Source organism: Legionella sp. MW5194 (assembly GCF_016864235.1).
GTDB lineage: Bacteria > Pseudomonadota > Gammaproteobacteria > Legionellales > Legionellaceae > Legionella_C.
Genome location: NZ_CP045732.1, coordinates 3,038,104 through 3,063,478 on the forward strand (window position 1 = coordinate 3,038,104; position 25,375 = coordinate 3,063,478).

Below are 25,375 nucleotides of genomic sequence, written 5' to 3' on the forward strand. Positions count from 1 at the left end.
CTTTTTTTATCGAATTCGCAGGAAAAAATAACCCACTCGCATGCGGTTGCGGTATAGTAGGGTCATGAAATTCCTCAGTCCCTCTAGAATAATATTTGTTTTGCTGTTTGTCAGTGGATTGGCTGCTTATTTTTTTATTCCCAAACCGCCGCTGCTTGAGGGAGTCGATTATTCGCGGGCTTATTTCGATGAACAGGGTCAACTCCTGCGGCTGAGTTTAAGTCATGATGACCAATACCGTCTCTACACCCCCCTTTCGGCCATTGCCTCTCCCTTGATTGAAGCAGCGCTGCTGCAAGAAGATCAATACTTTTATCAGCACCCGGGCATCAACCCCTTTGCCCTTGGCAAAGCGATCTGGCAGACGTATGTGATGAGATCACGGCGGCTGGGGGCATCAACCATTACGATGCAACTTGCTCGCATCCGCTTCCGTTTAAACTCCAAAACGGTTTCCGGCAAGCTGATGCAGATGGCCCGCGCCTTACAGCTTGAACGACATTACAGCAAAAACGAAATCCTTGAGGCCTATTTAAATCTTGCACCCTACGGCAATAACATCGAGGGGGTGGGGGCCGCGAGCCTGATTTACTTTAACAAACCGGCAAAGCAGCTAACACTGCCGGAAGCATTGACACTCAGTGTGATACCACAAAATCCTGCACGCCGTACCCCTGATAATCGTCAGTTACAAAACATCCGTAACAAGTTGTTCCAACGTTGGCTTACCCTGCACCCGCAAGACCACACATTCAAGGCAGCCATGAGCCTGCCTCTCTCAATGCGCAGTATTCGCCAAATGCCTTTTTCAGCGCCTCATTTTGTCAACTCCCTGACAAAAAGCCACCCGCTGCCCACCACCGTCACGACCACGCTGGATAGTCGTCTGCAGCGCATTGCCGAGCGTCTCTTGCATCACTATTTAACCCGAACCAAACGGTTTGGGGTGGACAATGCCGCCCTGCTGCTGGTGGACACCCGCAGTATGGGCATTAAAGCCATGGTTGGATCGGCTGATTTTTTCAATCAGCACATCGGCGGACAAATCAACGGCACGGACATTAAACGCTCGCCGGGCTCTACCCTGAAACCCTTTATTTATGCTCTCGCTCTGGATCAGGGCTTAATCCATCCAGCCACCGTGCTGAAAGATGTTCCTCACCGGTTTGGCGCCTATAACCCTGAAAATTTTGATTATGACTTCATGGGCCCGATCAAAGCCAAAGACGCCCTGGTCTTAAGCCGCAATATCCCTGCGATTGCATTGGCCAACCAGCTCAGTCATCCTGATTTGCATCAATTACTGGTTGAAGCTCAGGTCACTCAACTCAAGCCCGCCTCCTACTATGGACTGGCGCTCAGTTTGGGCGGTGCGGAATTGACGATGAAAGAACTGACCGCCCTCTATGCCATGCTGGCCAATGAGGGGGTATGGCATGAATTGCGCGCACAGACCAACGACGGACGGGATGGCGGCAAACGCCTGTTAAGCCCGGAAGCCAGTTTTCTGGTTTTGGATATGCTGACGCAGACACCAGCCCCTGGCGTGTCCCATCCTTTTAATCAGAATAAGCTTAAAATGGCCTGGAAAACCGGCACTTCCTCGGGTTTTCGCGATGCCTGGACCGTCGGCGTTTTTGGCCCTTATGTTCTTACCGTGTGGGTTGGCAATTTTAACAACAAAGGCAACCCGGCCCTGGTAGGCAAAGACATCGCAGCCCCTTTGTTTTTTGAAGTAGCAGAAGCGATTCAACAGGAATACGGTCCTCTCCCTAATCTGCGCCAATCCCCCCAAGCCATGAATTTACGGCAGATTGAAGTCTGTAAGGCCTCAGGCATGTTGCCGACCCGCTATTGCAAAGAGACGGAACAGACCTGGTTTATCCCGGGCAAATCACCCATAAAAAGCGATACCATTTACCGGGAAGTAGCGATCGATAGCCGCACCGGATTAAGGACTTGCCATTTTAATGAATACACGCATTTCGAAGTATACGAATTCTGGCCGTCTGATCTGCTCAGAATTTTTAAAAAAGCCGGAATTCAACGACGCTCTCCCCCGGTATACGAACCGGGCTGCGAACGCATCAGCAGTTCAGGCTTGGCGCCGCAGATCACGTCGCCCCAGCACGAACTGCGCTACATGATTCAGGCCCACTCCGCACAAACAGCCAGGATTCCTTTAAGTGCGGTGACCGATGCCGATGTGGCCACCCTCTATTGGTTTATTAATGACACGTACCTCACCCGGACATCCCGTGATGAAACCTATTGGTGGCAAGCAAAGCCCGGGCATTTTATTGTACGCGTGGTGGACGACCACGGGCTGTCTCATGCGCAGGATATAACCATCTCTGTTACAGATTGATACAGTTGACCAAAAAACAGCAATTGTTGTGCTATGTTTTGATTATGGCCGATAACGAGCTGCCCCATGAAGCCCTCGCTTTCTGAGTATTATCAATACGTCCTGGCCGGTCATGCCCGTATTGATCTTTCCCAGGTACCCCCTGCCAGGCAGGCGCAACGCAGGCATTTCATTATTGCCTGCATTAAAGAAAAATTTGAGATCATTACCAGAGATAGCGAGTCGTCTCCGCATTTCAGGCGAATGTTGCGCCAGACAGGCTCCGAACTTGAAGAAGTATTGTATGGCAATCAGGACGATCCATTGGCGCCTTTAATGCCCGGGTATGAAATACCGGATGAGGATACGATTTTTGCCTTTTTTCAGCCGTTAAATGCGCGTTATCTTTTTTTTGAAAAGAACGATGACGAAGCGGCTCAGCATTTCAGCCTTTTTTTTAAAATAGGCAAAATGGTTAACCTTTACCTCGAAAAAAGCGGGGCAGACGATGACGCAATCGGTTTACAGGCTTACAAGATGCTTGTCTGGCACGGGTATACTCCCGGCCGAAATCCGTTTGCGCGCATGGAAAGCCATGTAAACACGCATGGCGCATCGCTTGAAAAACCATTTTCTGACAGCCTTAAGCCTGATTTGCCTATCAACGATCCGCCCATTATCAAATTGGAACAATGGCGCAAACTCATTGCATTGCATGGTCCGATCGCCATCCTGCTCTTACAACAGGCTCAGGCCATTGAACAGGGCTTAAAAAAAACCAGGCTGACATTGCTCGCTGCCATTCAACAAGCCGCTGCCTTGCGTTATGAACGCGCCAGTGAATACCCCGAACTCGCCAGCCTTTGCTACCAATACAATCGTCCGCAAAACCTGTTTAATCAATGCCTGACACTCAGGCCGCTCATTAAAACCCGTGACAGGCTGCCTGACCTTGTGATTGAAGGCAGGGATTTTGGTTACAAAGGGTACAGTCTCGTCAAATTGCCTGCGAATGATCCTAACGCGTACCTGCTTGGTGAAATCAACCACTGCTGCCAATCCATGGGGGCAGCCAGTGAATCCATCGTCCGTGACGGCTTGCTTTTTGAAAACAATGGTTTTCTGGTGCTGCTTAAAGAAAGGAAGCCTGGTGCAGGTCCTCCTCGCGATCTGCAGGGTGTGATTCGTTACTCGGATTATGAGATTGTCGCCCATGGTTACCTGTGGAATTCCACCTCAGGATTGGTGCTGGACTCCTTCGAAAGCCTGCGGGCCGCTGATGAACCCGCTGGCATCTACCTGTTGCAGCAATACGGTCGAGCCGTGTTGCAGGCATACCCGCAATACCGACTTTTTTCGCTTGGCGCCGGTGGGAAAACACCGGCAGCCCTCGTGCATGAGGCAAACCTGCCGCTGCTGTTTTTAACCGATCCCATGCTTCAAGGAAAACAGCACCTCGATTCGTTCCTGCAATTTGTTTTGGCAGAACATGATCTTGACCAACGCCGCGACGCGCTAAGGCGCCGCCTTTCCGATAATAAACTGGGATGGGATCCGGATGACCTTGCCCGATTGGTTGCCGTTGACTCGCTGTATACCGACAGTCAATTTGACAGCATTGAATCCACGTTATTTGATGAGAACGTCTGTCAATTATTGCGCTTGTTTGAGGCCGAAAATCCCGAAAAATTTTCACAATTTTTCCAAAAAAAGACAGGCATTTTTTTGGGCTTGGTTTATACGCTAAAACAATGCCATCTGACGACCGACCATACCCTGTGTTGTCAGGCGCTTGCTTTCACCAAAATAACCACCATTCATACCCTTAGACTCCTGCAACAAATACCGGCTCTCGAAAAGGGCATTTTCAAGCGGCTTTTTTCCTCCGAAGCAGAATTTAAAAAAGGATCAGCGATTTGCCATTTCCTGGCGGGCTGGAATGCGCTGAACAACAGCACTTTCAATTTACTGCTGAATGCTCAAACCGTCGCAGCGAGACTTGCTCTTCAGGATAAAATTCAGCGTTTAGCCAAAAAAAATCAGGTGGTTCCTGACGATTTTCTGGCCCTTGCGACGTTATCGCCCCTACAGCAACAAGAGACGATGGAGCACTTGTGTTTACTGAGCGAAATGGGCTTGTTCATTCCGCCCATCCGCCGTTGTCTGTTGAGGCATCCTGGGCACGGCAATGCTTTACTGCTTTTCTTACCGCGCTTAAACCATCTTCATGCTCAATTCACTGAGAGTGACTATGCCTTCATTCAGCAACACATCCATCAGTTGCCGGCCTTGCAGGTGGCAGCGGATTTTTTAGCCGCTAAAAACCAGTTAACACTCTTCGCCTGGCGGGCCTTGACTCCGGTCATGATAAAGAGAAAATCAAGTACGGATCAATTAAAGCAATGGCTTGAACACCATTGGAAGAAAGAAACCTGCACTGTCACTACCGCGTCGGGAAAACACGGTTTGTTTATTAGTAAAACACCCGTATTCAATGAGCAGGAAATTGACACCGCCACAGTCCGAAATTCTTCACCGCCCGCCTGAATAAATAAAAATTTGAATACAAACAAGGCGATAAAAAAAATGCTTCAATTATTGGAAATAGTAAAGAACAGGGACTACTATTAATTTTGCTGTCTTTATTAATTAATCCATAAGGAAATGAACATGACACAAAGAAACGATCAGGGACATCATGGCCAACAAAAAATTAATTCCGCATCAGACAATGCCCGATTCCACCCGAATCATGATAAAAATAATGCGGAAAAATCAGAAAAAAGCCATGACTCAAACTTCTCTCGAACCGCTCGAGACAGCAAAGAAAGAGCTGACACTCGAGACAATAAAAAGCAAGAAAAACAATCCTATAGCCGTGATGAATCGTCTCAAAGAAATGTTAATTCACGTCAAAACAACACTCCAAGAAACTAAGAAAAAGATATCGCCAGAATATTGATTCTGGCGATATTTCATTCGCGTGATTTTTTAAATAAAAACAAACATCTAATTGATATATATAGCTAAATTTTTTGCCAAAAAGCGCGCAATGGTCTAATCTTAAGACAAGCCATATTTTTTATGGATTAATATAAATCCTGTATAGATTAAAATTTAAAGCGGTTTTATAGTTGGATATGGCTCTCTGTTTAATTGAAGCACCTAGGAAATGACGCTTCTTTTAATCTCTGATTTATTAAATACCGCTATGCATAAAACCGGGACATTAATAGAGGTAAATATCATGGATAGATTACGTTTGAAGGCAACAGCCCTTCTCATTCTTGGCGGCCTGTCGTTCAGCCCATTAGTGGGCGCGAATGCCGTACCGGCAGACACGACGACGACCACAACCACAACGCCCGTAACTACAACCACGACGACAGAGGGAACGACGACCGAAGGCACGGCAACGGTGAAAACCAGCGACGCTGACTTTCAACACGCCGTCGAAGCCGCTTTGGCGCAATACCCCGATGTCAAAGTCACTGTAACCAACGGGATTGTCTATTTGGACGGGCAGTTAGCCTCCGATACTGACTATGAAAAAGTGGTTATGCTTACCGAATCCGTGGAAGGGATTGGCGATGTCAACGCCGATAACCTGACCGTAAAAGACAGCCGGGCTCCCTTGGCAGATACCTACATCACTGCCAAAGTGAAAGCGGCGATCTTAAAATCGGACATTATGGGAAGAGACATCCCCAGCTGGTCTGTGAGTGTTGAAACCAAAAACGGAAAAGTCATTTTATCCGGTGAGGTCGCTTCCGCCCAGCAGAAGCAAGCCATTATGACTGTCGTTAACTCTGTCAAAGGGGTAAAAGGGGTTGACGATCAGCTAACGCTTTCCGGGGATGATTCATTAACTGAATAACAGTCGTTATTCATTTAACCCGGAGTAAACGGAAGTACAAGGAGAATCATTATGACAAGCTTGATAGTAAACGCCAATGATGTCATTGGCGCTGAAGTAAGGAACCTTCAGGACGAAGACCTTGGCAAAATTGAAGCCCTGATGATTGATAAACTGGACGGACATGTCGCCTATGTCGTATTGTCTTTTGGAGGCTTGTTTGGCATGGGTGACAAATTATTTGCCCTGCCCTGGTCCACTTTTTCCTATGATAAGGAAAATGAGTGTTACATCATCAATATCAGTAAAGAGAGACTTAAAAACTCTCCGGGCTTTGATAAAGATCATTGGCCTGATATGTCCAGTCCCAACTGGAGCACGACAATCCATAATTATTATGGGACTACTCAGCAATAACAAAATGCAAACACCAAAGATGCACTGGCATCTTTGGTGTTTTATAGGGAGAAAAAAAATGTTTAAATACCTGATTGCCTGGTTACTGGGCGTGCCATTGAGTGTATTAGTGTTGATTTGGTTAGTATCTCGCGTCTTTTAATTTTAACCGCACTTATAGACAAGGAAGCTATCATGATTGAACAAACCATCCCTGTGCAAGAAGTTCATGAGGAACACTGCACGATACACCATCATCATTTCAAGCGTATTTCCTGGACAGCAATCTTTGTCGGTGCGCTGATCGGGGTAGGGCTCGGCTTTTTACTGACCCTGTTTAGTATGGCCATTGGTCTCAGTCTCTTCACTTTAAGTAGTAATGGCGCCATCGTTTTGGCCATTGGCGGATTTTTGGGGGTAGTGATTGGCCTAATCGCCTCCATGCTGGCCGCCGGTTATGCCGCAGGCTATCTAGGCCGTCTTTACTGCCCCAAAAGAAATCTTGGCATTGTCTATGGTTTTACAACCTGGACGGTCGCTTTGTTGTTAAGCGCCGTAGCCATTGGCCACATCAGCCAATACGTCGCCAATTACCCGACCGCCATTCCTCATTCAGTGAAACAAATGATTCCCGTAGTCACCGCCAACACGGAAGCGGTGAAACCGAGTGCATCAGCACCTGAAGCTCAAAAGCAAGCCACTGCGGATAATACCATGCGAATTGATACAAGCCCCTCCAACTTAGCCTGGAATGGGTTTGTTATTTTCGTGCTGTTCTTTATCGGTGCCTTATCCACCTGTTTTGGCGCCTGCTGGGGCATGACCTGTAATCGTTGCGATTAATCAGCCAAGGGGGTATCCCGCTACCCCCTCGTGGTCACATCACGCGTCCCCGAGAGTCAGCTAAATCAGGGGCTCAGCCCAACGTTGACATTGTGCTGCCACCACTTGCGGATACGTTCCTTTTTCCTTGTAAATGTCTCTTAAGTACAGTGCATCGCTTTGATTTGTCTTTACCCCATCAAGCAAACGCTCAATCGTTTCCCGCGTGTTTAATTCATCTGCTACATCCTGGATGTTTTCCCAGGTTTGCAGAATATCGTCATGAATGGTTATTTTAGTCTGCGAATCAGGATGGATGAATTCACCTTCATAGCCGTAGCGGCTTGCCTGAAAACGGTTGTAGTTATAGAGGTAATACAGATCGTGGGAAATGGTGACGGGTTTTTCACGCAACAGATAAAGCACCAGCGCCTGGACATAAGCCGTGATATCCACTGCCTTTTTCATGCAAAGCGGCGTATCACACACACGGATTTCCACGGTGCCGAACTCGGGTTTTGGCCGCACATCCCAATAAAAATCCTTCATGCTTTTAATCACACCCAGGCGCCGCAACTTATAAAAATAGTCGGAAAATTCTTCCCAGGTCAGGAAATAAGGAATGACACCGCTCATGGGAAAATTGGTAAATATCGTAGAGCGGGACGAAAAGTACCCTGTATCCACCCCCTGATAGAAAGGGGAACAGGCACTTAAAGCGATAAACTGAGGCACATAACGGCCTAACGCATGCGTGAGATAAAGCGCATCCCTGGCACTGGCACAGCCCACATGGATGTGCTGTCCAAAAACCGTGGAACGCTTGGACAGGTATCGGTATTTCTGCGATAAGCTTTTATAGCGTAATGTTGGAAATATTTTTTGCAGATTCCATCGTTGAAACGGGTGAACCCCGCCCCCACAGAATCGAATGGCTAAGGCCTCAGCCTTGTGCATTAAAAAATCATGGATTGCCGCAAATTCCCGGAGCAGTTCGGCAGGGGAATGATGCACAGACGAATTGATTTCAATCATGCTCTGGGTAATTTCAGGAATGATTTGTCTGCTGAAATCACTTTCACGGATGCTGCGAATAAGGTCCTTCGCCCGCGGAATCAAAGTATAGGTCTGTGGTGAAACAATTTGAAATTCGAGCTCCACACCGATAGAGCCCACGAGTGACTTTTTAAATGGTACTCGCCTCATGGTTGTTCCTTCAATCCACTGGGTGATATGTTAATTATAAATCAGCGGGACATCACTGGAAAAACTTTCACTGTCTAATCATAAACCTTATACTATAAAACTCACGTCGTGCCTTCATTTAAAGACATCAATAAGGGACAATCAGAATAAGGATTATTTTATGCATAAGAAAAAGCAAGGTTTGGCTTTCGTACTGCTGGGCGCCCTTTCTTTAACGATTCAGGCCGATCCGCCCACCAGTTATATGCCGGTTATTATGAAAGAAGACTTCCAAAGCGTGGTCAAACGCATGCAATCACAAAAAGAATCCCTGGCCAAACAACACAACGAACTCTTGAATCAACGCTATGATTTGAGCAATAGACCCTCCAAAACCGCGGCCATGACCGGCGGCAAACCGGTACAGGAAGGGGTGCGGGTCAAATTGCCAGCCGGCGTCACCTGGGAATCCCTGTCAAAAATGACCCCTGAGGAAATCAGGGAAAAAGGCGTATTCCCCAAAGGCTTTTTACCTCTACCCCATCCGCACCATGCCGAGGGCGGCATGCTGTTTCCACAGTTTGTTATCGATGAGATTAAACGTCAGGAGCAGCGGGATCTGACCCGTTTCGATCTGGATTTCGATATCCCTGATCACTTTCTGCCGCCGTTTCCTCCGGCCATCTTTTTGACCACACGTCCGGACCTGGGGGATGTCTCCAAAGGCCAGCTGGTCACTATCAATAATTATTTTGACTTGTTTAACGGCCTGTTAAATCCCAAACAACTGGAAGGCCTGCGCCTGCTGGTGACGCCTTTCCCGCAGCAACAGTTTAACCAGACCGATGATCGCCGCACCCTCACCCCTAGCCGCGGCGTTGCTTGTCTTGACTGCCATGTAAACGGACACACCAACAAAGCCACCCATCTGGTAGGCGATATTCGTCCCCAGGAATTCAGGCACCGCATCAATACCCCCAGTTTAAGGGGAGTAAACATCCAGCGCCTCTTTGGCTCTCAGCGTGCCTTAAAAACCGTTGAAGATTTTACGGAATTCGAACAACGCGCCGCGTACTTCGATGGTGATCCGGTCATTGCCACGAAAAAAGGAGTGAATATTCTCGAACGCGGCAGCCAGGTTCATTTCATGGCGGAATTTCAGGCCCTGCTGGATTTTCCACCCGCCCCCAAATTACGATGGGATGGCAAACTGGATCCTAAAAAAGCCACTGACGCTGAATTACGCGGACAGGCTTTATTCTTAGGCAAAGCCCAATGCGCTACCTGCCATACACCACCCTACTACACGGACAATACCATGCATAACCTCCACACCGAGCGTTTTTTCAAGCCGGAACTGGTCAATGGGTTAATGGAAAGTGCGGACGGCCCGATTAAAACCTTCCCGCTGCGCGGCATTAAGGACAGCCCACCCTATCTGCATGATGGCCGCCTGTTGACGCTGGATGATACCGTTGAGTTTTTTAATCAAGTGCTGGAATTGCAGCTTAACAGTCAGGAAAAGCAGGATTTGGTTGCCTTCATGCTTACCCTGTAACCCCGTAATCCGCTCCTAGGCAGGAGCGGATTTATTTGCAGCAAGCAAAGCCAGAACTGCATCAAAAACGGCGTCCACCGAGATGGCCTGCAAACCAAGTGTTGGGTTGTCCGTGTCTTCAGCGCGCAGAACCTTACAGTTTTCTTCAGGCATATAAGGACCGCAGTCACCAGGATGCAACTCGGAAAATAATGCCACCAAAGGGGTGTTCAGAGCGGCTGCAAGATGCATGACCCCGGTATTGGCTACCACAAGGCCATTTAAGCGATGAAGAAAACACAGGTACCGCTGGAAATCGGGCTCAGTCGGCAATAACACCGCGCAGCCCTGACTGGCCTTTTGTATTTGCAATCCCAAAGTTCGTTCTTCAGGAAGCAGGTCCATTACCACCCGAATATTCATCCCCTTGTTTTTTCCATACTCAGCGAGCATCACAGCCAGTTTGGCAAAATGTTGCCAGGGCCACAACCGATGAATACTCTCCCTGCCCTTACCCCATTTATTAAATCCGCTGTAGGTCGGGTGCAGTCCAATCAAAACCGTACTCGATATTATGCCCTGTGCCTCTAAAAATTCATTAAGCAACGACGCTTTTTTAGCATCGAAGGGCAGGTAATGGCGCTGGTAGTTCGTTTCAGGCGAGGGGGTAACCAATGTCAAACAACGCCAGGCGTAATGCTGCAACTGCGGGCTCTCTTCTATTATTTTAGCCTGCGCGGGCAGCCAGGAAATCGTGCGTTTTTTTCTCTCAAAACAATAAATCAAATCAAACGACTGTTGGCGAATGAATCGCCTGACTTTGTAGAGTTCCCACCAGCGATAAAGAAAATGATTGTTGTATTGAGCCATTGTGTCAGGATTCAGTCCAAAGGCTTTCAGAAGACGAATGCCATCCGGACTGGTAATGACATGAATCCTTGCTTGAGGATACAAACGCTGGATTTCTTTCACCGCGGGCAGGATCATCACCATATCGCCCAGACGGCCAATTCTTACAAGTAAAATATTCATACGATCCGTTACACTGCCGATGTTAGTTAAAGCACGCTCAATAAAAACAGGTCAGTATAACTTATCCCGGAAAGAGCCGTTAGTTTTATCCACCGGATAACAATCACTGGATAATTCTTTTTCTTGCACTATTCTTAAAGATGCCGGATTAGAAAAGAAAGGAAGCGCACCATGAATGACACGGAAGCCCCAAAAGTGAAAAAAGCAAACGAGGAAGCCTCTCTGGTTTTGACTCAGCATGAGCTTGAAGAATTTTTAAAAACGCTCATTAACAGAGACGTGGATCTATATGAAGAGTTTGATGTTGTCCGCTCCATTAATTAAAAGCCTTTGCTCACACACCGGTTAACCTTGAGCAGTCATCCAAGGTTAGTCCAGGTTGTTTTATGTCAGGCCTGATAATCGTATTGCAATTCCAGCGGCATTAATTCATGCAATCGCTGAAAAAGCCGCAGAATATCGATGCAAAAAACATGCTGCTGCTGGCGATTTTCCCACAATTCGTAATCAATTCCTTTGCGAAAAGCCACCTGACGCGACAGTTTTTTCATGAGCTGAATGTCCTGATTGGAAAAACCAAGCTCAATGTTTAACTCCACCAGTTCCTGTAAATTTTTATGTTGTTTAACCGGGCGGTGATCATGCAGCAGGAACGCTTTAAACATCATTTCAAACGCGGTGTACATCAGGGATGAAATGGGTGCCAGGGCGTCGCTGACGCCATAACGGGCAATATTGACTTCTGCGTCATTCTCCAGCAAATGCTGCGCGCAATAGGCATGCTGGCTTGCAATCCTAAGCATCTCAATGGGCGAGTAATAGTGTTTGTCCATGGCATTCCTCGTTAGGTTGTGTGCCTTAAGCGGAGCAATCATGCATCATGATAATGGATGTGTATAATACTCTCAATTCATGATTGTCTTATTTATTGTAACTCATGCAAGCCTTTCTCAACACACCACTGACCATCGGGACCTTGTCTTTAGCCAATCGCCTGATCCAGGGGCCTCTGGCTGGATTCAGCTGCGCGGCATTTCGACGCTTGTTTTATCGTTTCCTGCCACCGGCTTACTGTGTCAGCGAAATGATGTCCGCTCATGATGTCGTCTATAAACATCAGTTTAGCAGCCGCTACCTCTTTCGTGCCCCGGAGGAGACTCATTTATGTTATCAACTTGCCGGTAACGATCCGGCGCTGATGGCTGAAGCGGCGGCCAAACTGGCGGCTTTCGCCCCCGATTTACTGGATATTAATTGCGGCTGCCCTAAAGCCAAGATTCGCAAAAAAGGGGCTGGCAGCGCCCTGCTGCAACAACCCGGCACGCTAAAAGCCATTGTTCGCGCCGTGAAAAACGTCAGCCCCTGTCCTTTAACTGTCAAAATCCGTATCCAGGGGAATGACCAGGACTTCATGCTGGCAGAGCAACTTGCCGAAGCCGGCGCCGATGCCCTGATTGTGCATGGGCGCCGCTGGGTGGATGATTATGACATTGCCTGTGATTTTAAACAGATTGCGCGCATTAAACGCCACATTGCCATACCGGTTATTGCCAATGGCGATATCCATGACTTGGCCAGCCTGCAACACGCCCGATTGCAAACCGGCTGTGATGCGTTCATGATTTCCAGAGCCGGCACTGGCAAACCCTGGCTTTATCAGCAATTGCTGCAACAACCGACGCTGCGTGCGGACACGAACCAGACAAGCGAATTATTTCTGTTGCATCTTTCCTATTTAAGTGAGCAGGACACTGAATACCAGGCGGTTTTACAAAGCAAATCCCTTATCCACTATTATTTCAAAAACCGTCTCACGACCTCGGAGCTGTCGTCTTTTTATGCCTTAACGAGCCTCGCTGCCATCAATGACTACATGCGGCAGTGGTGTTTAAGTCAGGCTGCGGCCACCGTCGACATTTAAAATCTGGCCCGTGATAAAAGCATTATCCGCTAAGGCCAGCACCGCTTGAGCAATGTAATCCGGCTGGCCATGACTTTTTAAGGGTGTGCGAGCAATGATTTGTTCGCGGGCATGAAGGCTTAAGCTGTTTTCATGCTCTGGCCAGGCAATGGCACCCGGAGCTACCGCGTTAACGCGCACAAGCGGCGCAAATTCACGGGCCAGCGATCGGGTCTGCATGGCTAAAGCCGCTTTGGACTGGCAATACAGAGCATAGCCTTTTAAAGGTTTATCCGCATGGATATCGGTGATATTGACGATGCTTCCCTTGTGTTGCTGTAACCAGGGGAAAGCGGCCGTACTTAGCGAAAAAGGGGCAAACACATTAACCTGAAATAATCGATTCTGCTCAGTCACATGCCATTGCTGAACATCGGTACGGAAAAACAGCGACGCATTGTTCACTAACAAGTCAAGACGGCCTGCCCAACGGGTTACGTCGTCGACAATCACTTGTCCGGCATCGTCGCGTAACAGGTCATATTGGATGACGCGGGCACTGTCGGCTTGCAAATTGTTCAATAATTTTGCTAAATTAGCAGCCTCGGTCGACGACTGATGGCAATGAATGGCCACTTTAAACCCTGCCTGATGAAGGAATTGGACGATGGCTGCCCCAATACGACGAGCAGCCCCGGTCACCAGGGCAACACGGCCTTCTTGTTTAGTCATTTGATTCAAGGTATTTTCCCCGTTTTTAATGGTATTTTCCTATGAGTAACCTTACTTCGCTTCATCCCATTTTGCAGGCATGCGGTGAAATTCCCTTTGTTGAATTCATGCAACACGCCCTCTATGCGCCAGGCAGCGGTTATTACAGCGCCGGATTGCAGAAGTTTGGTGCAGAAGGTGATTTTATCACAGCTCCCGAATTAACCCCGCTTTTTGCTCAAACACTGGCGGTACAGTGTCAACAGATTCTTAAGGAACTGGACCGCCCGGTTTTGTTTGAGTTTGGTGCCGGTTCAGGACGTCTTTGTGTGGATTTACTCAAGGCGCTGGAAGCACTGCAGTGCTTGCCAGAGCAATACCTGATCATGGAAGTTAGCGGCAATTTACGCCAACGTCAACACCAACTGATTCAAACGGAACTCCCTCATCTCCAAACGCACGTTCAATGGTTAGAGCGGTGGCCAGAACAGGGCTTTGATGGGGTCATGATAGCCAATGAGGTACTTGACGCCATGCCCGTTCATCGCTTTTTGCAAACGGAACAGGGCTTGCTGGAGAGCTGGATAAGCGTTGATGAACAAGGGCAACTCAGCGAGCGTTTCAAGCCTTGCGACAATTCCCGCCTGATCAATTACCTGCAACAAGCCTTACCCGACCTGCCCTGCCCCTATCAATCGGAAGTGAATTTATTCACAGAGGACTGGCTTAAAGAATGCAGCCGGATTTTACATCGGGGCGCCATGCTGCTGATTGATTATGGTTTCCCGCGCCATGAATATTACCATCCCGATCGCAATCAGGGCACCTTGATGTGCCATTTCCGCCATCACGCCCACAGTAACCCGCTCATTCATGTCGGCGAACAAGACATTACCGCACACGTGGATTTTACCCAGGTGGCCGAAGCGGGGCACGACGCGGGTTTTCATGTCGCCGGTTACACCAATCAAGCCTCTTTCTTGCTTGCGAACGGTTTGCTAAGCTTACTGGAGCGTATAGCCGATGGGCCGCAACGCATTCGAGCTCAGCAAGCGGTAAAACAGTTAATTCAGCCCGAAGAAATGGGTGAGCTTTTTAAGGTGATTGCCTTGACCAAAGGCATCGATTTTCCCCTGCAGGGCTTTCTACTTCATGATAAGCGAGTGAGTTTGTGATATGAGCAAATATTTAACCACGGTGGAATTACAAAAAGAATCCATGAAGTTTTCCGCAGGCCACACGACCATCTTTTCAGCCACCGAGCGCGAACCCTTGCATGGCCATATGTACAACGTTTATCTGGCACTGACAACCTGGGTTGAAGAAAATGGCATGACCTTCGATTACCGCTACTACAAGGAGCGCATTCACAAACTGTGCCGGCAACTGAATCAGACCTTTCTAATGCCGCAATTCTCTCCCTTTCTGCAATACGCTGAAGACGAAACGTACCTTTATTTCACCTTTAACCACAAAAAAATTCCTTTCCTTAGGGAAGACGTCACGCTCATGCCCTTAACCAACATCACTGTGGAAGAGCTATCCCGCTGGTTTGTGCAGGAATTGATTAAAGACACCGCCGAGCTGGACCGTCACCGCATTGAAAAAGTGGTGGTTAAGGTTTTTTCAGCCCCCGGGCAATCCGCCAGTCATGAATGGCAACGCATTTAACAATGGCTCAAATCGTTAAGGTTTGTATTCCACACACTCACCGCGATTATTTCGATTATTTACCGGCTGACACGTTGCCCTTAGCCGGTTCTCGTGTACTTGTACCGTTCCGTAATAAAATTCGCGTTGGCATTGTCATCGGATCAGGTGAGACCGAACAGGAAATTACCACCTTAAAAACCATTGAGCGGCTTTTTGACGAAGATCCACTGTTGACGCCATCATTGCTTGAATTGTGTCACTGGGTGAGCCGCTACTACCAGTCGCCTCTGTCTGAAGTACTTCCCCTTGCCCTGCCTAAAAATTATCGCCTCGGTAAAGAAGCACAATTGGCTTTTGTCGATTATTTTCAATTGGCCCTTCCTGCAAAGGAGGCGTTGCATCGCCTTAATCCAAGGGCGCGAAAACAGCAGCAATTGCTGGCCCAATTCACACCCAACGCCAGGGCGGTCAGCAAACGCGAATTGCAGAAAGCCGGATTTACTTCCACCCTGTTAACCTCTCTGTGCGAGCGTGGCATTCTGGAGTGCCGTCAGGAAGTAGCCCTGCCAATGGCAGGTAATCGCAGTCCCGAGGCGCCGCTTGCGTTAAATGAGGAACAACAGTCAGCGGTCGAAAAAATTACCGCCAACACGACAGGGTATCATTGTTATCTTTTACAAGGGGTAACCGGTAGCGGTAAAACAGAAGTCTACCTTCAGGTGATGAGTACCTGGCTGTCTTTAAACCGACAGATTCTGGTTTTAGTCCCGGAAATCGGCTTAACACCGCAATTGATTCATCGTTTTAACCAGCGACTGAGCGTGCCCATGGCTGTGATTCACTCCGGTCTCAATGAGCAGGAGCGTCAGCAGGCCTGGCATCTGGCTAAAATCGGAGCTGTTAACGTTGTCATCGGCACTCGCACCGCCGTGTTTACACCCATGCCCCACCTGGGCTTGATTATCATTGATGAAGAGCACGACCCCTCATTAAAGCAGGGGGAGGGTGTGCGCTATTCCGCCCGCGACACCGCCTTGATGCGGGCGCACCTTGCAGGCATTCCCATTCTTCTGGGTTCAGCCACCCCAAGCCTTGAAAGCCTGCAAAACAGTCTGCAGGGGAAATACAGCCTGCTGCGTTTAAACCAAAAAGCGCTTAATCAATCGCCACTGCATATTCAAATCACCGATTTACGCAATGTTCCGCTTAACGATGGCCTGGCTGACTCGACCCTTAAAACCATGGCTGCCCATCTGAACGAGGGTAATCAAGTGTTGGTCTTCATTAACCGCCGCGGTTACGCACCGGTTCTGCTCTGCCATCAATGCGGCTGGATGGCAGATTGCCGCGCCTGCGACAGCCACCTGACGCTGCACCGCCAACGCCAGCAGTTGCTTTGCCACCATTGCGGCTTAAGCCAGGCTATTCCCTCGGCCTGCAAACAATGCAAAAGCCGGGAACTCGTTCCTGTCGGTGTGGGGACTCAACGACTTTATGATTATTTAAGTCAGCACTTCCCAACCACCCGAGTATTACGTATTGATCGGGATGAAGTGCGTAAAAAAAATGAACTGGATGAACGGCTGGCCCAAATCCATCGAGGGGAGGCCCAATTAATCATTGGAACGCAAATGTTGGCGAAAGGGCATCATTTCCCCGGTTTGACCCTGGTCGTGATTGTGGACGTGGATGCCGGCTTCTACAATCAGGACTTCCGTGCCTTGGAGCGCCTGGGTCAGTTGCTTACTCAGGTGGCAGGACGTGCAGGACGCGCTGACAAACAGGGGCAGGTGATTATCCAAACCCATTTCCCGACCCACCCCTTGTTAAACACGCTGGTGCAGAAAGGCTACGATGCGTTTGCCGAAGCCTTGCTGACCTCCCGCCAGCAAGCCGCCCTCCCACCCTACCATTACCTTGCCGTGATTCGCGCCCAGGATAAAAAACCGGCGTCACTGCTTCAATTTCTGCATGCGGTCAAGAACCAGTTACAGGGTCAATCCATTGACATCATGGGACCGGCCCCGGCCCCGTTGCCGCGTAAAGCCAATCAATACCGCATGCAATTATTATTGAAGTCATCCTCCCGTAAATTACTGCAACAGTCATTGACGACCTTAAGGGAGTGGTTAACAATAAATAAATCACACAACGTCCGCTGGAATATCGACGTGGATCCCATGGATTTAACATGACCGATGCCAAAATTGCTGTTCACCAAAAAACCTTTTCCATTGCCTGGGGCGACATGGACGCGCTGGGTCATGTCAACAATGGCCGTTATTTCGACTACTTTCAACAGGCGCGCATTGACTGGCTGCAGGAATTGAACCTGGACATGCGGCAAGCGCTTGGTCCGGTTGTTATTCACATTGCCTGCACCTTTTTAAAGCCCGTGGTTTATCCAGCCACATTAACCTTGACCAGCAGCGTGCATAGCCTGGGGCGTTCCAGTTTCGTAATGGATCACGATTTGTTTCAGGATGAGCAACTGATGGCTCAGGGCACAAGTAAAATTGTCTGGGTTGATTATCAGAAAAATCAGTCGGTTCCCGTACCGGAACGCATTCGCGGTTTTTTCAACAAAAATAAATGACATCCTTAAGCTTTCCTTAACGCTATTCTGCCTATAATCCGCTCTCCTTGATTAAGCCTGTACGGAGAAACCATGGCAAAAAAAGAAGAACTGCTTGAATTGAGCGATACCTTACGCAGCAATTACATGTCCTATCAAAAAGACAAAAGTCAGATGGCCCGGCTAAAAGCCGGCATTGAGGCATTTGAAAAGGCGGTGCCGGACCGTTCAAAGGTAAAACACCTGCTGAGGCACGTCACCGTGCTTGATTTGCCGGCCTATCTTGATGTCCTTCTGTTGGCCGCACAAAGTTATGTGGCTTTGGCGCTTGGAAATAAAGACGAATTGGCAAAGCATCACGCATGGTTAGATTGCGCCCTGGGCTGCTACCAATTGACTCTCGAACTCATTGAACCGATCGGACCCGCCAGAATGACACCCACGTTGGGCGATATTGAACTGGACGCCACATTCTGCGTATTAAAAATGGCTTATTTTAAAGCAGAAGGCGAATTACATGCCCTTAAGAAAGAAATGGCTGTAGAAAACAATCCGGACTCAGGGATCAATGCACGCCTTCAGAAAGTCCAGACTGAACTCAGTGCATTTAATCAAACCATCAAAAAACAGTATAAAAACACGTATTACCGAAAAGTCTCAAACATTACCCCCGAACTCGAGGCCGAGGTACAAAAAGGCCTGGATGAGGTTAACAGCCTGTTGAAGGCACCCAAACGGAAGATAAAGGACGTGGCAGAATCACCGTCAACAGAAGAGACCGTCTTTAAAACGCCTGTTTCCCTCCCTAAAAAGAAAAAAAGCCAGGCTGTACAGGTCATGCCCGAGCAGCAGGCAGCCGCTGCCCTGCTGGCATTGTCTTTTTTTGGTAAACAACCCGAACAGGAAAAACCCGGCAATATCGCCAACACCCTGCAATTCTCCTGACGGTCTTAACTGCATTCAGGTTGAGTTTCCTGACCCAACCTGAAAATTTGCCATACTCCCTGTTTTCCATTACTTTAAGCGTCTATTCCCTTTTACAAGACAAGAATGACTGACGCATTAATCTCTCACCAACAGGAAACGGAAGCCTTGTCCGTAGTGGTAGCACGTGTCACTGAGAAAATTAAACAACAGGGCAGGCAAGATGGCTTTTCCGTTGCAGAGCAGTTGGAACTTCTTCAGGAATTGCAGTCTTTTGACTTTGGACGTTTTCTTTTACAGAACCAGGGCATCAATGGGTTCTGGACGCATTACATGTTGACGCACCCCTTTCATGGCCGGCTAACGGGAAAGAATAACCGAGGCCACGCGTTTTCGTCGCTGGAAAAATTTATCCTTGATGACTCCCCCTTAATGTTAGCCACCCAGGAGCGCTTCACATTTTTCCTTAAAGAAAACCAGGCCCGCGTGCGCCCCGAAGCCACATTGGCCTGTATTCCCTGTGGCATGATGGGGGAATTGCTTCATCTTGATTTTCAAGGGATTTCGAATTGCCGGCTGGTGGGTATTGATTACGATGCCGACACTCTGACGCATGCGAAGCAATTAGCCGTTGAGAAAGGCTTAAACCAATGGCTTGTCTTAAAACAGGCGGATGCATGGAAAATCACCGTCGAAGAGGAATACGATTTGATTTCAAGCAATGGCTTAAGCATTTACGAGCCGGGCACCGAACGGCTCCTGCAGCTCTATCAACGCTTTTATACCGCATTAAAGCCGGGCGGTAAGTTAGTCACCAGCTTTGTCACCCCGCCGCCCACAGAAACTCACGCCGGCGAATGGGATTTGTCGCGGATAAACCCGGAGCACCTGCGTTTACAGAAACTGTTATTCACAACGCTTATCGACAGCAAATTCCGCTGCTTTCGAACGTCGCAGGAAACAGAAACCCTGCTTTCACTGGCCGGGTTTTCATCCATCCAGTTTATCTATGACAACGCCCGCCTTTTTCCTACAGTGACGGCATTTAAGCCCCAATGATACCGCACGCTTCCTCAGGTTTTATTGCTATAGTTAATAAAACCAAGGAGGAATCATGTGTCGACTTGTTGCTTATCTCGGGGATGAGGTGTTACTGGAAGACGTGCTGGTGAAGCCCACCAACTCCATTATCATGCAAAGTCTTCACGCCCGCGAATCGACCATCCCAACCAATGGCGATGGTTTTGGTTTAGGCTGGTATGCCCATCACCTCAGCCCTGCGCCGGCCTTGTTTACCTCCATTTCACCGGCCTGGAATGACAGAAACCTGCTGCACTTGACCGCAAAAATTCAATCCACCTGTTTTTTTGCGCATGTACGCGCAGCCAGTGCGGGAGGTGTGACCAATTACAATTGCCATCCCTTTATTCATGGTAACTGGATGTTGATGCACAACGGCGGCATTGACAATTTCATCACCGTTAAACGTCACTTGCGCCACATGCTGGAAGACGACATTTATAACTGGATTCAGGGGGAAACCGATTCGGAGCATTTTTTTGCTTTGTTTCTGCAATTGGCGAAGGGAAAAGATTTATCGCAATTATCCACTGTCGCTGACATTTTTCAGGCGACGGTGACCGAAATCAATCGGCTGGTCAATGATTTCGGTGTGCAAGAAGCGTCTTATTTTAATGTTTGCCTTACGGATGGGCAGCGTTTACTGGCAAGTCGTTATTGTTCTGACAAAAAACTAAAACCCGAATCCATGCATTATTTTTCCGGTCACTGTTTTACGCCGCATAAACACAATCATGGTAAGGCTACAACCGAAGAGCATCATTGCGTGCTGGTGGCGTCCGAAAAATTAACCAAATTCAAAGCACAATGGCAGGACGTGCCGCCCAATCACCTGCTGCTGGTAGATTTTGACCGGGAAATCAGGCTTTACCCCCTGCTGTAATTAAGCGTGCAGTGCGTCTGTTACCTTGGTAAGGCTGGCAGGGGAGGCGCCGGTTTGTTTGCCGAGGTAATTCAGGGCTAAGGAAATGCGCTCCTGACTGACAATTTTAGGCCAACAATAAATATCGTTAAAACATTTCTGTTGTTGTTTAAACGTTTCCGCGAAGGCGCTTCGCATCATTTCCGAATCAGTCCAGGCAATGACAGGCAAAGAGGGCTTCAATTCCCAGAGCGCATCCGCCAGGGCAGGTCCATTACACAATAATCCATCGCTGGCACCCAAATCGCCATCGACAATCACTAAAGACACATCATCTGATTCGATCACATTTAACGCGCTGAGACTGTCATTGACCACTGTCACTTGCACTGCAGGTTGCACGGACTGCAACAGACGTGTTAAGCAAAAGGCATTAAATGCATTGTCCTCGACAATTAATACACGCATGAAAGCTCCTTGAATCAATGCCTGCAGTATACCGAGTAAACCTTAAGAAAAACTTAAGAATTATTGCAATTTCATAAATATTTTTAGTGGCCTTTGTAATAACCAATTGATTTTCATATTATTTTTTGAAAAGCAGGCTGCGAGACAGCCTGTTCGTGTGTTAAGAAAAATTACCTGATGGTAAGGCCATGCGCGTGAGCGGCAATGACTTTGTTGGCCCGGCGTTTAGCAAAAAGACCACACTCCACCACCCCGGGAATGAGCTTGATAGACTCTTCAAGACGGATGGGGGTGGTTATATCCAAATGATAAACATCAAGAATAATATTGCCGTTGTCGGTTTTAAATCCTTCACGGTATTCCGGGTCGCCACCCAGCTTGACCAGTTCGCGTGCCACGTAACTGCGAGCTAAAGGAAGTACCTCGACTGCCACCGGGAAAGCAGCGCCTAAACGATGGACGATTTTTGATTCATCCACGATGCAGATGAATTCAGAAGCCACGGTTGCAATGATTTTTTCGCGGGTTAAGGCCCCGCCGCCGCCCTTTACCATTTCGTTCTGTGCGTTAATCTCATCCGCCCCGTCAATGTAAATGGGCAATTCACCCGCGGCATTTAAATCAATTACCGGAATTCCTGCGGCCCGCAAACGGGATTCTGTGGCCACCGAACTGGCAACACAGGCGTCAATGCGATGTTTAATGCCCGCCAATTCCTCAATAAAATAATTGACTGTTGAGCCCGTGCCTACGCCGACAATCATGTTGTCCTCAATAAAGGCGAGAGCCGCTTTGGCAGCCTGTTGCTTTAATTCATTCATCTTGCACTCACAGGGATAGAAAGCCGCATTCTAACGCCATAAGCTGTTCTTCACCAAATCAAGAATTTCCGTTCCCTGGCCATTGATAATGGCTTTCATCATGTAGAGGCTAAATCCTTTAACCTGTGCTGTGGTAATGGTCGGCGGCATGACCAGCTCGTTGCGGTTAACCCGCACGTCCACCAATGCCGGGCCGGGGTGACTGAAAGCCACCTGCAAAGCCTGTTGTAATTGTTCAGGCTCCTCCACCCGAAACCCCTTAATCCCTATCGCTTCGGCCATGTCGGCAAAATTGGGATTTTGCAACTCGGTGGCATATTCCATCATGCCGCCCACGTGCATTTCCATTTCCACAAAGCCTAAAGTACTGTTATTAAAAATAACAATTTTTATGGGCAAATTCTGCTGCACCAGGGTCAGGACATCCCCCATCAGCATGCTGAATCCGCCATCGCCGCATAAAGCGACCACCTGACGATTGGGAAAGGCGGTTTGCGCCCCGATGGCCTGAGCCAACGCATTGGCCATAGAGCCGTGATTAAAGGAGCCCAATAATCGACGCTGGCCATTCATGCTGAGATAACGCGCTGCCCAGACTGTCGGCGTGCCGACATCGCAGGTAAAAATGGTGTCGACATGCGCCTCCTCATTAATAAGGCGCGTTAAAAACTGCGGGTGGATAACTTTTTTGCCGGGGTTATAATTGGCAAGCGCATCCAAATCACGGCGTGCCTTTTTATAATGGCTAACCGCCTGTTCCAGGTGACTGCTGTCGGTTTTCGTCTCAATCAAAGGCAGCAGGGCTTTGAGGGTGGCGTCGCTATCGCCAATCACCCCAAGCGCGAGATCGGTGCGTTTGCCCAATTGTTCGCCGTGCAAATCAATTTGAATGATGTCCGCTTTACCCGGATAAAATTGCCGGTAAGGGAAGGACGTTCCGAGAAGCAGCAGGGTATCGCAAGCCTCCATTGCATAATAACCGGAAGAGAAGCCAATCAGTCCAGTCATGCCGACGTCATAGGGATTGTCGTATTCGACATAAGGTTTACCGCGCAGGGTATGAACCACCGGCGCACGCAATTTTTCACACAAGGCCATCAGCGATTGATGGGCGTTGGCCGCGCCGATACCGGCAAAAATGGTGATTCTTTTTGCGCTGTTTAACCGCTTTGCCAATTCATTCAATAACTCCGGTTGCGGAATCACCGCGGGTTGCGGCATAGGCATCCACGCCGGCATCGCCTCCGCCCGCATTTCATGCAAGGCCAAATCGCCCGAGATCACCAACACCGCCACACCCCGTTTTGCCAAGGCGGTTTGCATGGCAATTTTCAGCAAACGCGGGACTTGTTCTACCGAGGAAATGACTTCACAAAAACAGCTGCATTCCTTAAATAAAATATTAGGATGGGTTTCCTGAAAATAATCCCCGCCGATTTCCGGCGTTGGGATATGCGCGGCAATCGCTAAAACGGGGGCATTGCTGCGCTGGCAATCATAAAGCCCGTTAATCAGATGCACATTGCCCGGCCCGCAGCTTCCGGCACAGACCGCAAGCTCGCCGGTCAACTGGGCCTCGGCGCCGGCAGCAAAAGCCGCTACCTCCTCATGGCGGGTATGCACCCAGCGGATGTTTTTGCGTTTTTGCAGGGCATTGGTAATGCCGTTTAAAGAATCGCCAACAATACCGTAAATGCGCTTGATGCCTGCCTTTTCCAACGATTCCACAAAAACATCCGAAACAGTAGCCATGTTCAGTCCTTAGCGCCAGGCGTTAGTGTTGATTACTGACCGACAGTGGGTGCTGACATCGGCACCGCCGGCTTGGTCGTTATGGATTGACCTGACGGTTTGGGCGCGTTGGCAGCCGCTGCGGAGGAAGAAGACGAATGTGCGGCTGTACTGGATCCGCTGGTCGGCGCATTCGTACGATCATAGGTCGTAACACTGCCCGAGGAGCTGCTATGATACGTGGTGTCATCCCTGCCGCTGGAGCCGCCCATTAAGCTTTGCATGGTGTCACACCCCGTCATTAATAACGGTGAAGCCAGTAACAATGAGGTCATACAGACAGTGCGCAATTTCAGTTTTTGCATATCATCATCCTTGAATAATTGGAGATACAGTCGTATAGATTCTAGCGGGTGCTCCGGGCGTTGTAAAACGTCAACTTGTTAATACGACAAAATTGGGATAAATATGTCTTATGCGTGCAAAGCGCAACCCAATCATTAAAAGGATTCATTCATGATTTACCAGACTATTCTTGAAACCATAGGTCAGACCCCTGTTGTCCGCATTAACCGGATAAGCCAGGAATTGGACTGCGAACTCTATGCCAAATGTGAATTTTTTAATCCCGGCGGCTCAGTGAAGGATCGTATCGGCTATGAGATGGTTAGAAAGGCACAAGAAGCGGGACGCATTAAGCCCGGCGATACCCTGATAGAGCCTACGTCCGGAAATACGGGGATAGGCATCGCCCTGGCGGGTGCGGTATTGGGCTATCACGTCATTATTACCATGCCAAACAAAATGAGCCAGGAAAAACAGGCTGTACTGGAACGCCTGGGCGCCACCATCTACAGAACCCCGACTGAAGCAGCATCCAGCGATCCGGACAGTCATATTTCCCTGGCTAAGGATCTGCAGCGGCAAATTCCCAATTCCCATATCCTCGATCAATACGCGAACCCCGACAACCCCAATGCCCATTACTACGGGACCGCCCAGGAAATTATTGATGATTTCGGAAAAGACTTGCACATGGTGGTTGCCAGTGTAGGAACAGGAGGCACCATTACTGGCATTGCACGCCGACTGAAAGAATACAACCCGGCCATCCAGATTGTCGGCGTTGACCCCGTCGGTTCAATTCTTGGCGGCGGTTCAGAAATTAAACCTTACCTCGTTGAAGGGATTGGCTATGATTTCTTTCCCGATGTGTTAAACAATGACTTGATAGACCACTACATTAAAACGACAGATGCCGATTCATTCGCCATGGCAAGACGTCTGATTCGCGAAGAAGGCTTGTTAGTCGGCGGCTCCTGTGGCGCAGCGATGTGGGGGGCCCTTAAAGCAGCAAAAACACTCGGGAAACATCAGAAATGCCTGGTTATCCTGCCCGATTCCATCCGCAACTACATGTCTAAATTCGCTAACGATGAGTGGATGAAAGAGCAGGGTTTTCTGTAAGGCAATGG

At 48.7% G+C, this 25,375-nt stretch carries 25 protein-coding genes; 17 read left to right on the forward strand and 8 right to left on the reverse strand.

Going from position 1 to position 25,375, the window contains the following annotated elements:
* The first annotated feature begins 40 nt into the window (after window positions 1-40).
* The 6 genes from pbpC to GH742_RS14090 all read left to right on the forward strand — a co-directional run bounded on the left by pbpC (window position 41) and on the right by GH742_RS14090 (window position 7,442).
* The gene (gene pbpC / locus GH742_RS14065; RefSeq protein ID WP_203455478.1) at window positions 41-2,368 is read left to right on the forward strand and encodes a penicillin-binding protein 1C; all 2,328 of its coding nucleotides are present in this window, start codon (window positions 41-43) and stop codon (window positions 2,366-2,368) included.
* Window positions 2,369-2,434: 66 nt separating this feature from the next.
* Entirely contained in the window at window positions 2,435-4,894 is a 2,460-nt protein-coding gene (locus GH742_RS14070) for a hypothetical protein (protein ID WP_203455479.1), read from the forward strand.
* A 123-nt stretch (window positions 4,895-5,017) separates the two neighbouring features.
* Window positions 5,018-5,284 carry a hypothetical protein gene (locus GH742_RS14075; RefSeq protein ID WP_203455480.1) on the forward strand — a complete coding sequence of 89 codons (267 nt, stop codon included), beginning with the start codon at window positions 5,018-5,020 and terminating at the stop codon, window positions 5,282-5,284.
* A gap of 310 nt (window positions 5,285-5,594) precedes the next feature.
* Window positions 5,595-6,224 (forward strand): BON domain-containing protein, encoded by a 630-nt coding sequence (locus tag GH742_RS14080; RefSeq protein WP_203455481.1) that lies wholly within the window; start codon window positions 5,595-5,597, stop codon window positions 6,222-6,224.
* Between the two features lie 51 nt (window positions 6,225-6,275).
* Entirely contained in the window at window positions 6,276-6,620 is a 345-nt protein-coding gene (locus tag GH742_RS14085; RefSeq protein WP_058525416.1) for a PRC-barrel domain-containing protein, read from the forward strand.
* A 174-nt stretch (window positions 6,621-6,794) separates the two neighbouring features.
* The gene (locus GH742_RS14090; RefSeq protein ID WP_203455482.1) at window positions 6,795-7,442 is read left to right on the forward strand and encodes a hypothetical protein; all 648 of its coding nucleotides are present in this window, start codon (window positions 6,795-6,797) and stop codon (window positions 7,440-7,442) included.
* A 60-nt stretch (window positions 7,443-7,502) separates the two neighbouring features.
* Here GH742_RS14090 and GH742_RS14095 read toward each other — a convergent pair whose 3' ends face one another.
* Window positions 7,503-8,627: a YbdK family carboxylate-amine ligase gene (locus GH742_RS14095; RefSeq protein ID WP_203455483.1), complete on the reverse strand. Its 1,125-nt coding sequence runs from the start codon at window positions 8,625-8,627 to the stop codon at window positions 7,503-7,505.
* A 160-nt stretch (window positions 8,628-8,787) separates the two neighbouring features.
* Here GH742_RS14095 and GH742_RS14100 point away from each other — a divergent pair, with 160 nt between their 5' ends.
* Window positions 8,788-10,164 (forward strand): cytochrome B6, encoded by a 1,377-nt coding sequence (locus GH742_RS14100; protein WP_203455484.1) that lies wholly within the window; start codon window positions 8,788-8,790, stop codon window positions 10,162-10,164.
* A gap of 15 nt (window positions 10,165-10,179) precedes the next feature.
* Here GH742_RS14100 and GH742_RS14105 read toward each other — a convergent pair whose 3' ends face one another.
* A complete protein-coding gene (locus tag GH742_RS14105) occupies window positions 10,180-11,175 on the reverse strand; it encodes a glycosyltransferase family 9 protein (protein WP_203455485.1) in 996 nt (331 codons plus the stop codon).
* Between the two features lie 171 nt (window positions 11,176-11,346).
* Here GH742_RS14105 and GH742_RS14110 point away from each other — a divergent pair, with 171 nt between their 5' ends.
* Complete coding sequence (locus tag GH742_RS14110; protein WP_203455486.1) at window positions 11,347-11,499, forward strand: hypothetical protein; 153 nt, start codon at window positions 11,347-11,349, stop codon at window positions 11,497-11,499.
* A gap of 65 nt (window positions 11,500-11,564) precedes the next feature.
* Here the strand turns inward: GH742_RS14110 and GH742_RS14115 are convergent, their stop codons facing one another.
* Window positions 11,565-12,008, reverse strand: coding sequence for a hypothetical protein (locus GH742_RS14115; protein ID WP_203455487.1), 444 nt, complete (start codon window positions 12,006-12,008; stop codon window positions 11,565-11,567).
* A 104-nt stretch (window positions 12,009-12,112) separates the two neighbouring features.
* Here GH742_RS14115 and GH742_RS14120 point away from each other — a divergent pair, with 104 nt between their 5' ends.
* Window positions 12,113-13,096 carry a tRNA-dihydrouridine synthase gene (locus tag GH742_RS14120; protein WP_203455488.1) on the forward strand — a complete coding sequence of 328 codons (984 nt, stop codon included), beginning with the start codon at window positions 12,113-12,115 and terminating at the stop codon, window positions 13,094-13,096.
* On the opposite strand, the gene GH742_RS14125 is transcribed toward GH742_RS14120, so the two are convergent.
* Entirely contained in the window at window positions 13,064-13,816 is a 753-nt protein-coding gene (locus GH742_RS14125; protein ID WP_203455489.1) for a pteridine reductase, read from the reverse strand. The genes GH742_RS14120 and GH742_RS14125 overlap by 33 nt on opposite strands.
* Before the next feature lie 32 nt (window positions 13,817-13,848).
* Between GH742_RS14125 and GH742_RS14130 the strand changes: the two genes are divergently transcribed.
* The 7 genes from GH742_RS14130 to GH742_RS14160 all read left to right on the forward strand — a co-directional run bounded on the left by GH742_RS14130 (window position 13,849) and on the right by GH742_RS14160 (window position 20,901).
* Window positions 13,849-14,961 carry a class I SAM-dependent methyltransferase gene (locus GH742_RS14130; protein ID WP_203455490.1) on the forward strand — a complete coding sequence of 371 codons (1,113 nt, stop codon included), beginning with the start codon at window positions 13,849-13,851 and terminating at the stop codon, window positions 14,959-14,961.
* 1 nt (window position 14,962) lies between these two features.
* Entirely contained in the window at window positions 14,963-15,457 is a 495-nt protein-coding gene (locus GH742_RS14135; RefSeq protein WP_203455491.1) for a 6-carboxytetrahydropterin synthase, read from the forward strand.
* A gap of 2 nt (window positions 15,458-15,459) precedes the next feature.
* The gene (locus GH742_RS14140; RefSeq protein WP_203455492.1) at window positions 15,460-17,634 is read left to right on the forward strand and encodes a primosomal protein N'; all 2,175 of its coding nucleotides are present in this window, start codon (window positions 15,460-15,462) and stop codon (window positions 17,632-17,634) included.
* Complete coding sequence (locus tag GH742_RS14145; RefSeq protein ID WP_203455493.1) at window positions 17,631-18,035, forward strand: thioesterase family protein; 405 nt, start codon at window positions 17,631-17,633, stop codon at window positions 18,033-18,035. Before GH742_RS14140 ends, GH742_RS14145 begins: the two co-directional genes overlap by 4 nt.
* A 72-nt stretch (window positions 18,036-18,107) precedes the next feature.
* Complete coding sequence (locus GH742_RS14150) at window positions 18,108-18,959, forward strand: hypothetical protein (RefSeq protein ID WP_203455494.1); 852 nt, start codon at window positions 18,108-18,110, stop codon at window positions 18,957-18,959.
* A gap of 105 nt (window positions 18,960-19,064) precedes the next feature.
* Window positions 19,065-19,997 (forward strand): cyclopropane-fatty-acyl-phospholipid synthase family protein, encoded by a 933-nt coding sequence (locus tag GH742_RS14155; protein WP_203455495.1) that lies wholly within the window; start codon window positions 19,065-19,067, stop codon window positions 19,995-19,997.
* Between the two features lie 55 nt (window positions 19,998-20,052).
* The gene (locus GH742_RS14160) at window positions 20,053-20,901 is read left to right on the forward strand and encodes a class II glutamine amidotransferase (RefSeq protein WP_203455496.1); all 849 of its coding nucleotides are present in this window, start codon (window positions 20,053-20,055) and stop codon (window positions 20,899-20,901) included.
* Here GH742_RS14160 and GH742_RS14165 read toward each other — a convergent pair whose 3' ends face one another.
* The 4 genes from GH742_RS14165 to GH742_RS14180 all read right to left on the reverse strand — a co-directional run bounded on the left by GH742_RS14165 (window position 20,902) and on the right by GH742_RS14180 (window position 24,265).
* A complete protein-coding gene (locus tag GH742_RS14165; RefSeq protein WP_203455497.1) occupies window positions 20,902-21,348 on the reverse strand; it encodes a response regulator in 447 nt (148 codons plus the stop codon).
* A gap of 170 nt (window positions 21,349-21,518) precedes the next feature.
* Window positions 21,519-22,169, reverse strand: a complete 651-nt coding sequence (gene rpiA, locus GH742_RS14170) for a ribose-5-phosphate isomerase RpiA (protein WP_203455498.1) — start codon at window positions 22,167-22,169, stop codon at window positions 21,519-21,521.
* A 30-nt stretch (window positions 22,170-22,199) separates the two neighbouring features.
* A complete protein-coding gene (gene poxB, locus GH742_RS14175; protein ID WP_203455499.1) occupies window positions 22,200-23,921 on the reverse strand; it encodes a ubiquinone-dependent pyruvate dehydrogenase in 1,722 nt (573 codons plus the stop codon).
* 32 nt (window positions 23,922-23,953) lie between these two features.
* A complete protein-coding gene (locus tag GH742_RS14180; RefSeq protein WP_203455500.1) occupies window positions 23,954-24,265 on the reverse strand; it encodes a hypothetical protein in 312 nt (103 codons plus the stop codon).
* 151 nt (window positions 24,266-24,416) lie between these two features.
* On the opposite strand from GH742_RS14180, the gene GH742_RS14185 reads away from it, so the two are divergent.
* Window positions 24,417-25,367, forward strand: coding sequence for a pyridoxal-phosphate dependent enzyme (locus GH742_RS14185; protein ID WP_203455501.1), 951 nt, complete (start codon window positions 24,417-24,419; stop codon window positions 25,365-25,367).
* The last annotated feature ends 8 nt before the right edge of the window (window positions 25,368-25,375 follow it).

Coding starts and splice junctions, on each gene's coding strand:
- GH742_RS14130 (WP_203455490.1), top strand. CDS start 13,849: ATGAGTAACCTTACTTCGCTTCATCCCATTTTGCAGGCATGCGGTGAA.
- GH742_RS14075 (WP_203455480.1), top strand. CDS start 5,018: ATGACACAAAGAAACGATCAGGGACATCATGGCCAACAAAAAATTAAT.
- GH742_RS14185 (WP_203455501.1), top strand. CDS start 24,417: ATGATTTACCAGACTATTCTTGAAACCATAGGTCAGACCCCTGTTGTC.
- GH742_RS14105 (WP_203455485.1), bottom strand. CDS start 11,175: ATGAATATTTTACTTGTAAGAATTGGCCGTCTGGGCGATATGGTGATG.
- GH742_RS14160 (WP_203455496.1), top strand. CDS start 20,053: ATGTGTCGACTTGTTGCTTATCTCGGGGATGAGGTGTTACTGGAAGAC.
- GH742_RS14180 (WP_203455500.1), bottom strand. CDS start 24,265: ATGCAAAAACTGAAATTGCGCACTGTCTGTATGACCTCATTGTTACTG.
- GH742_RS14145 (WP_203455493.1), top strand. CDS start 17,631: ATGACCGATGCCAAAATTGCTGTTCACCAAAAAACCTTTTCCATTGCC.
- GH742_RS14110 (WP_203455486.1), top strand. CDS start 11,347: ATGAATGACACGGAAGCCCCAAAAGTGAAAAAAGCAAACGAGGAAGCC.
- GH742_RS14140 (WP_203455492.1), top strand. CDS start 15,460: ATGGCTCAAATCGTTAAGGTTTGTATTCCACACACTCACCGCGATTAT.
- GH742_RS14115 (WP_203455487.1), bottom strand. CDS start 12,008: ATGGACAAACACTATTACTCGCCCATTGAGATGCTTAGGATTGCAAGC.
- GH742_RS14070 (WP_203455479.1), top strand. CDS start 2,435: ATGAAGCCCTCGCTTTCTGAGTATTATCAATACGTCCTGGCCGGTCAT.
- GH742_RS14150 (WP_203455494.1), top strand. CDS start 18,108: ATGGCAAAAAAAGAAGAACTGCTTGAATTGAGCGATACCTTACGCAGC.
- pbpC (WP_203455478.1), top strand. CDS start 41: ATGCGGTTGCGGTATAGTAGGGTCATGAAATTCCTCAGTCCCTCTAGA.
- GH742_RS14090 (WP_203455482.1), top strand. CDS start 6,795: ATGATTGAACAAACCATCCCTGTGCAAGAAGTTCATGAGGAACACTGC.
- GH742_RS14095 (WP_203455483.1), bottom strand. CDS start 8,627: ATGAGGCGAGTACCATTTAAAAAGTCACTCGTGGGCTCTATCGGTGTG.
- poxB (WP_203455499.1), bottom strand. CDS start 23,921: ATGGCTACTGTTTCGGATGTTTTTGTGGAATCGTTGGAAAAGGCAGGC.
- GH742_RS14155 (WP_203455495.1), top strand. CDS start 19,065: ATGACTGACGCATTAATCTCTCACCAACAGGAAACGGAAGCCTTGTCC.
- GH742_RS14085 (WP_058525416.1), top strand. CDS start 6,276: ATGACAAGCTTGATAGTAAACGCCAATGATGTCATTGGCGCTGAAGTA.
- GH742_RS14100 (WP_203455484.1), top strand. CDS start 8,788: ATGCATAAGAAAAAGCAAGGTTTGGCTTTCGTACTGCTGGGCGCCCTT.
- rpiA (WP_203455498.1), bottom strand. CDS start 22,169: ATGAATGAATTAAAGCAACAGGCTGCCAAAGCGGCTCTCGCCTTTATT.
- GH742_RS14165 (WP_203455497.1), bottom strand. CDS start 21,348: ATGCGTGTATTAATTGTCGAGGACAATGCATTTAATGCCTTTTGCTTA.
- GH742_RS14080 (WP_203455481.1), top strand. CDS start 5,595: ATGGATAGATTACGTTTGAAGGCAACAGCCCTTCTCATTCTTGGCGGC.
- GH742_RS14135 (WP_203455491.1), top strand. CDS start 14,963: ATGAGCAAATATTTAACCACGGTGGAATTACAAAAAGAATCCATGAAG.
- GH742_RS14120 (WP_203455488.1), top strand. CDS start 12,113: ATGCAAGCCTTTCTCAACACACCACTGACCATCGGGACCTTGTCTTTA.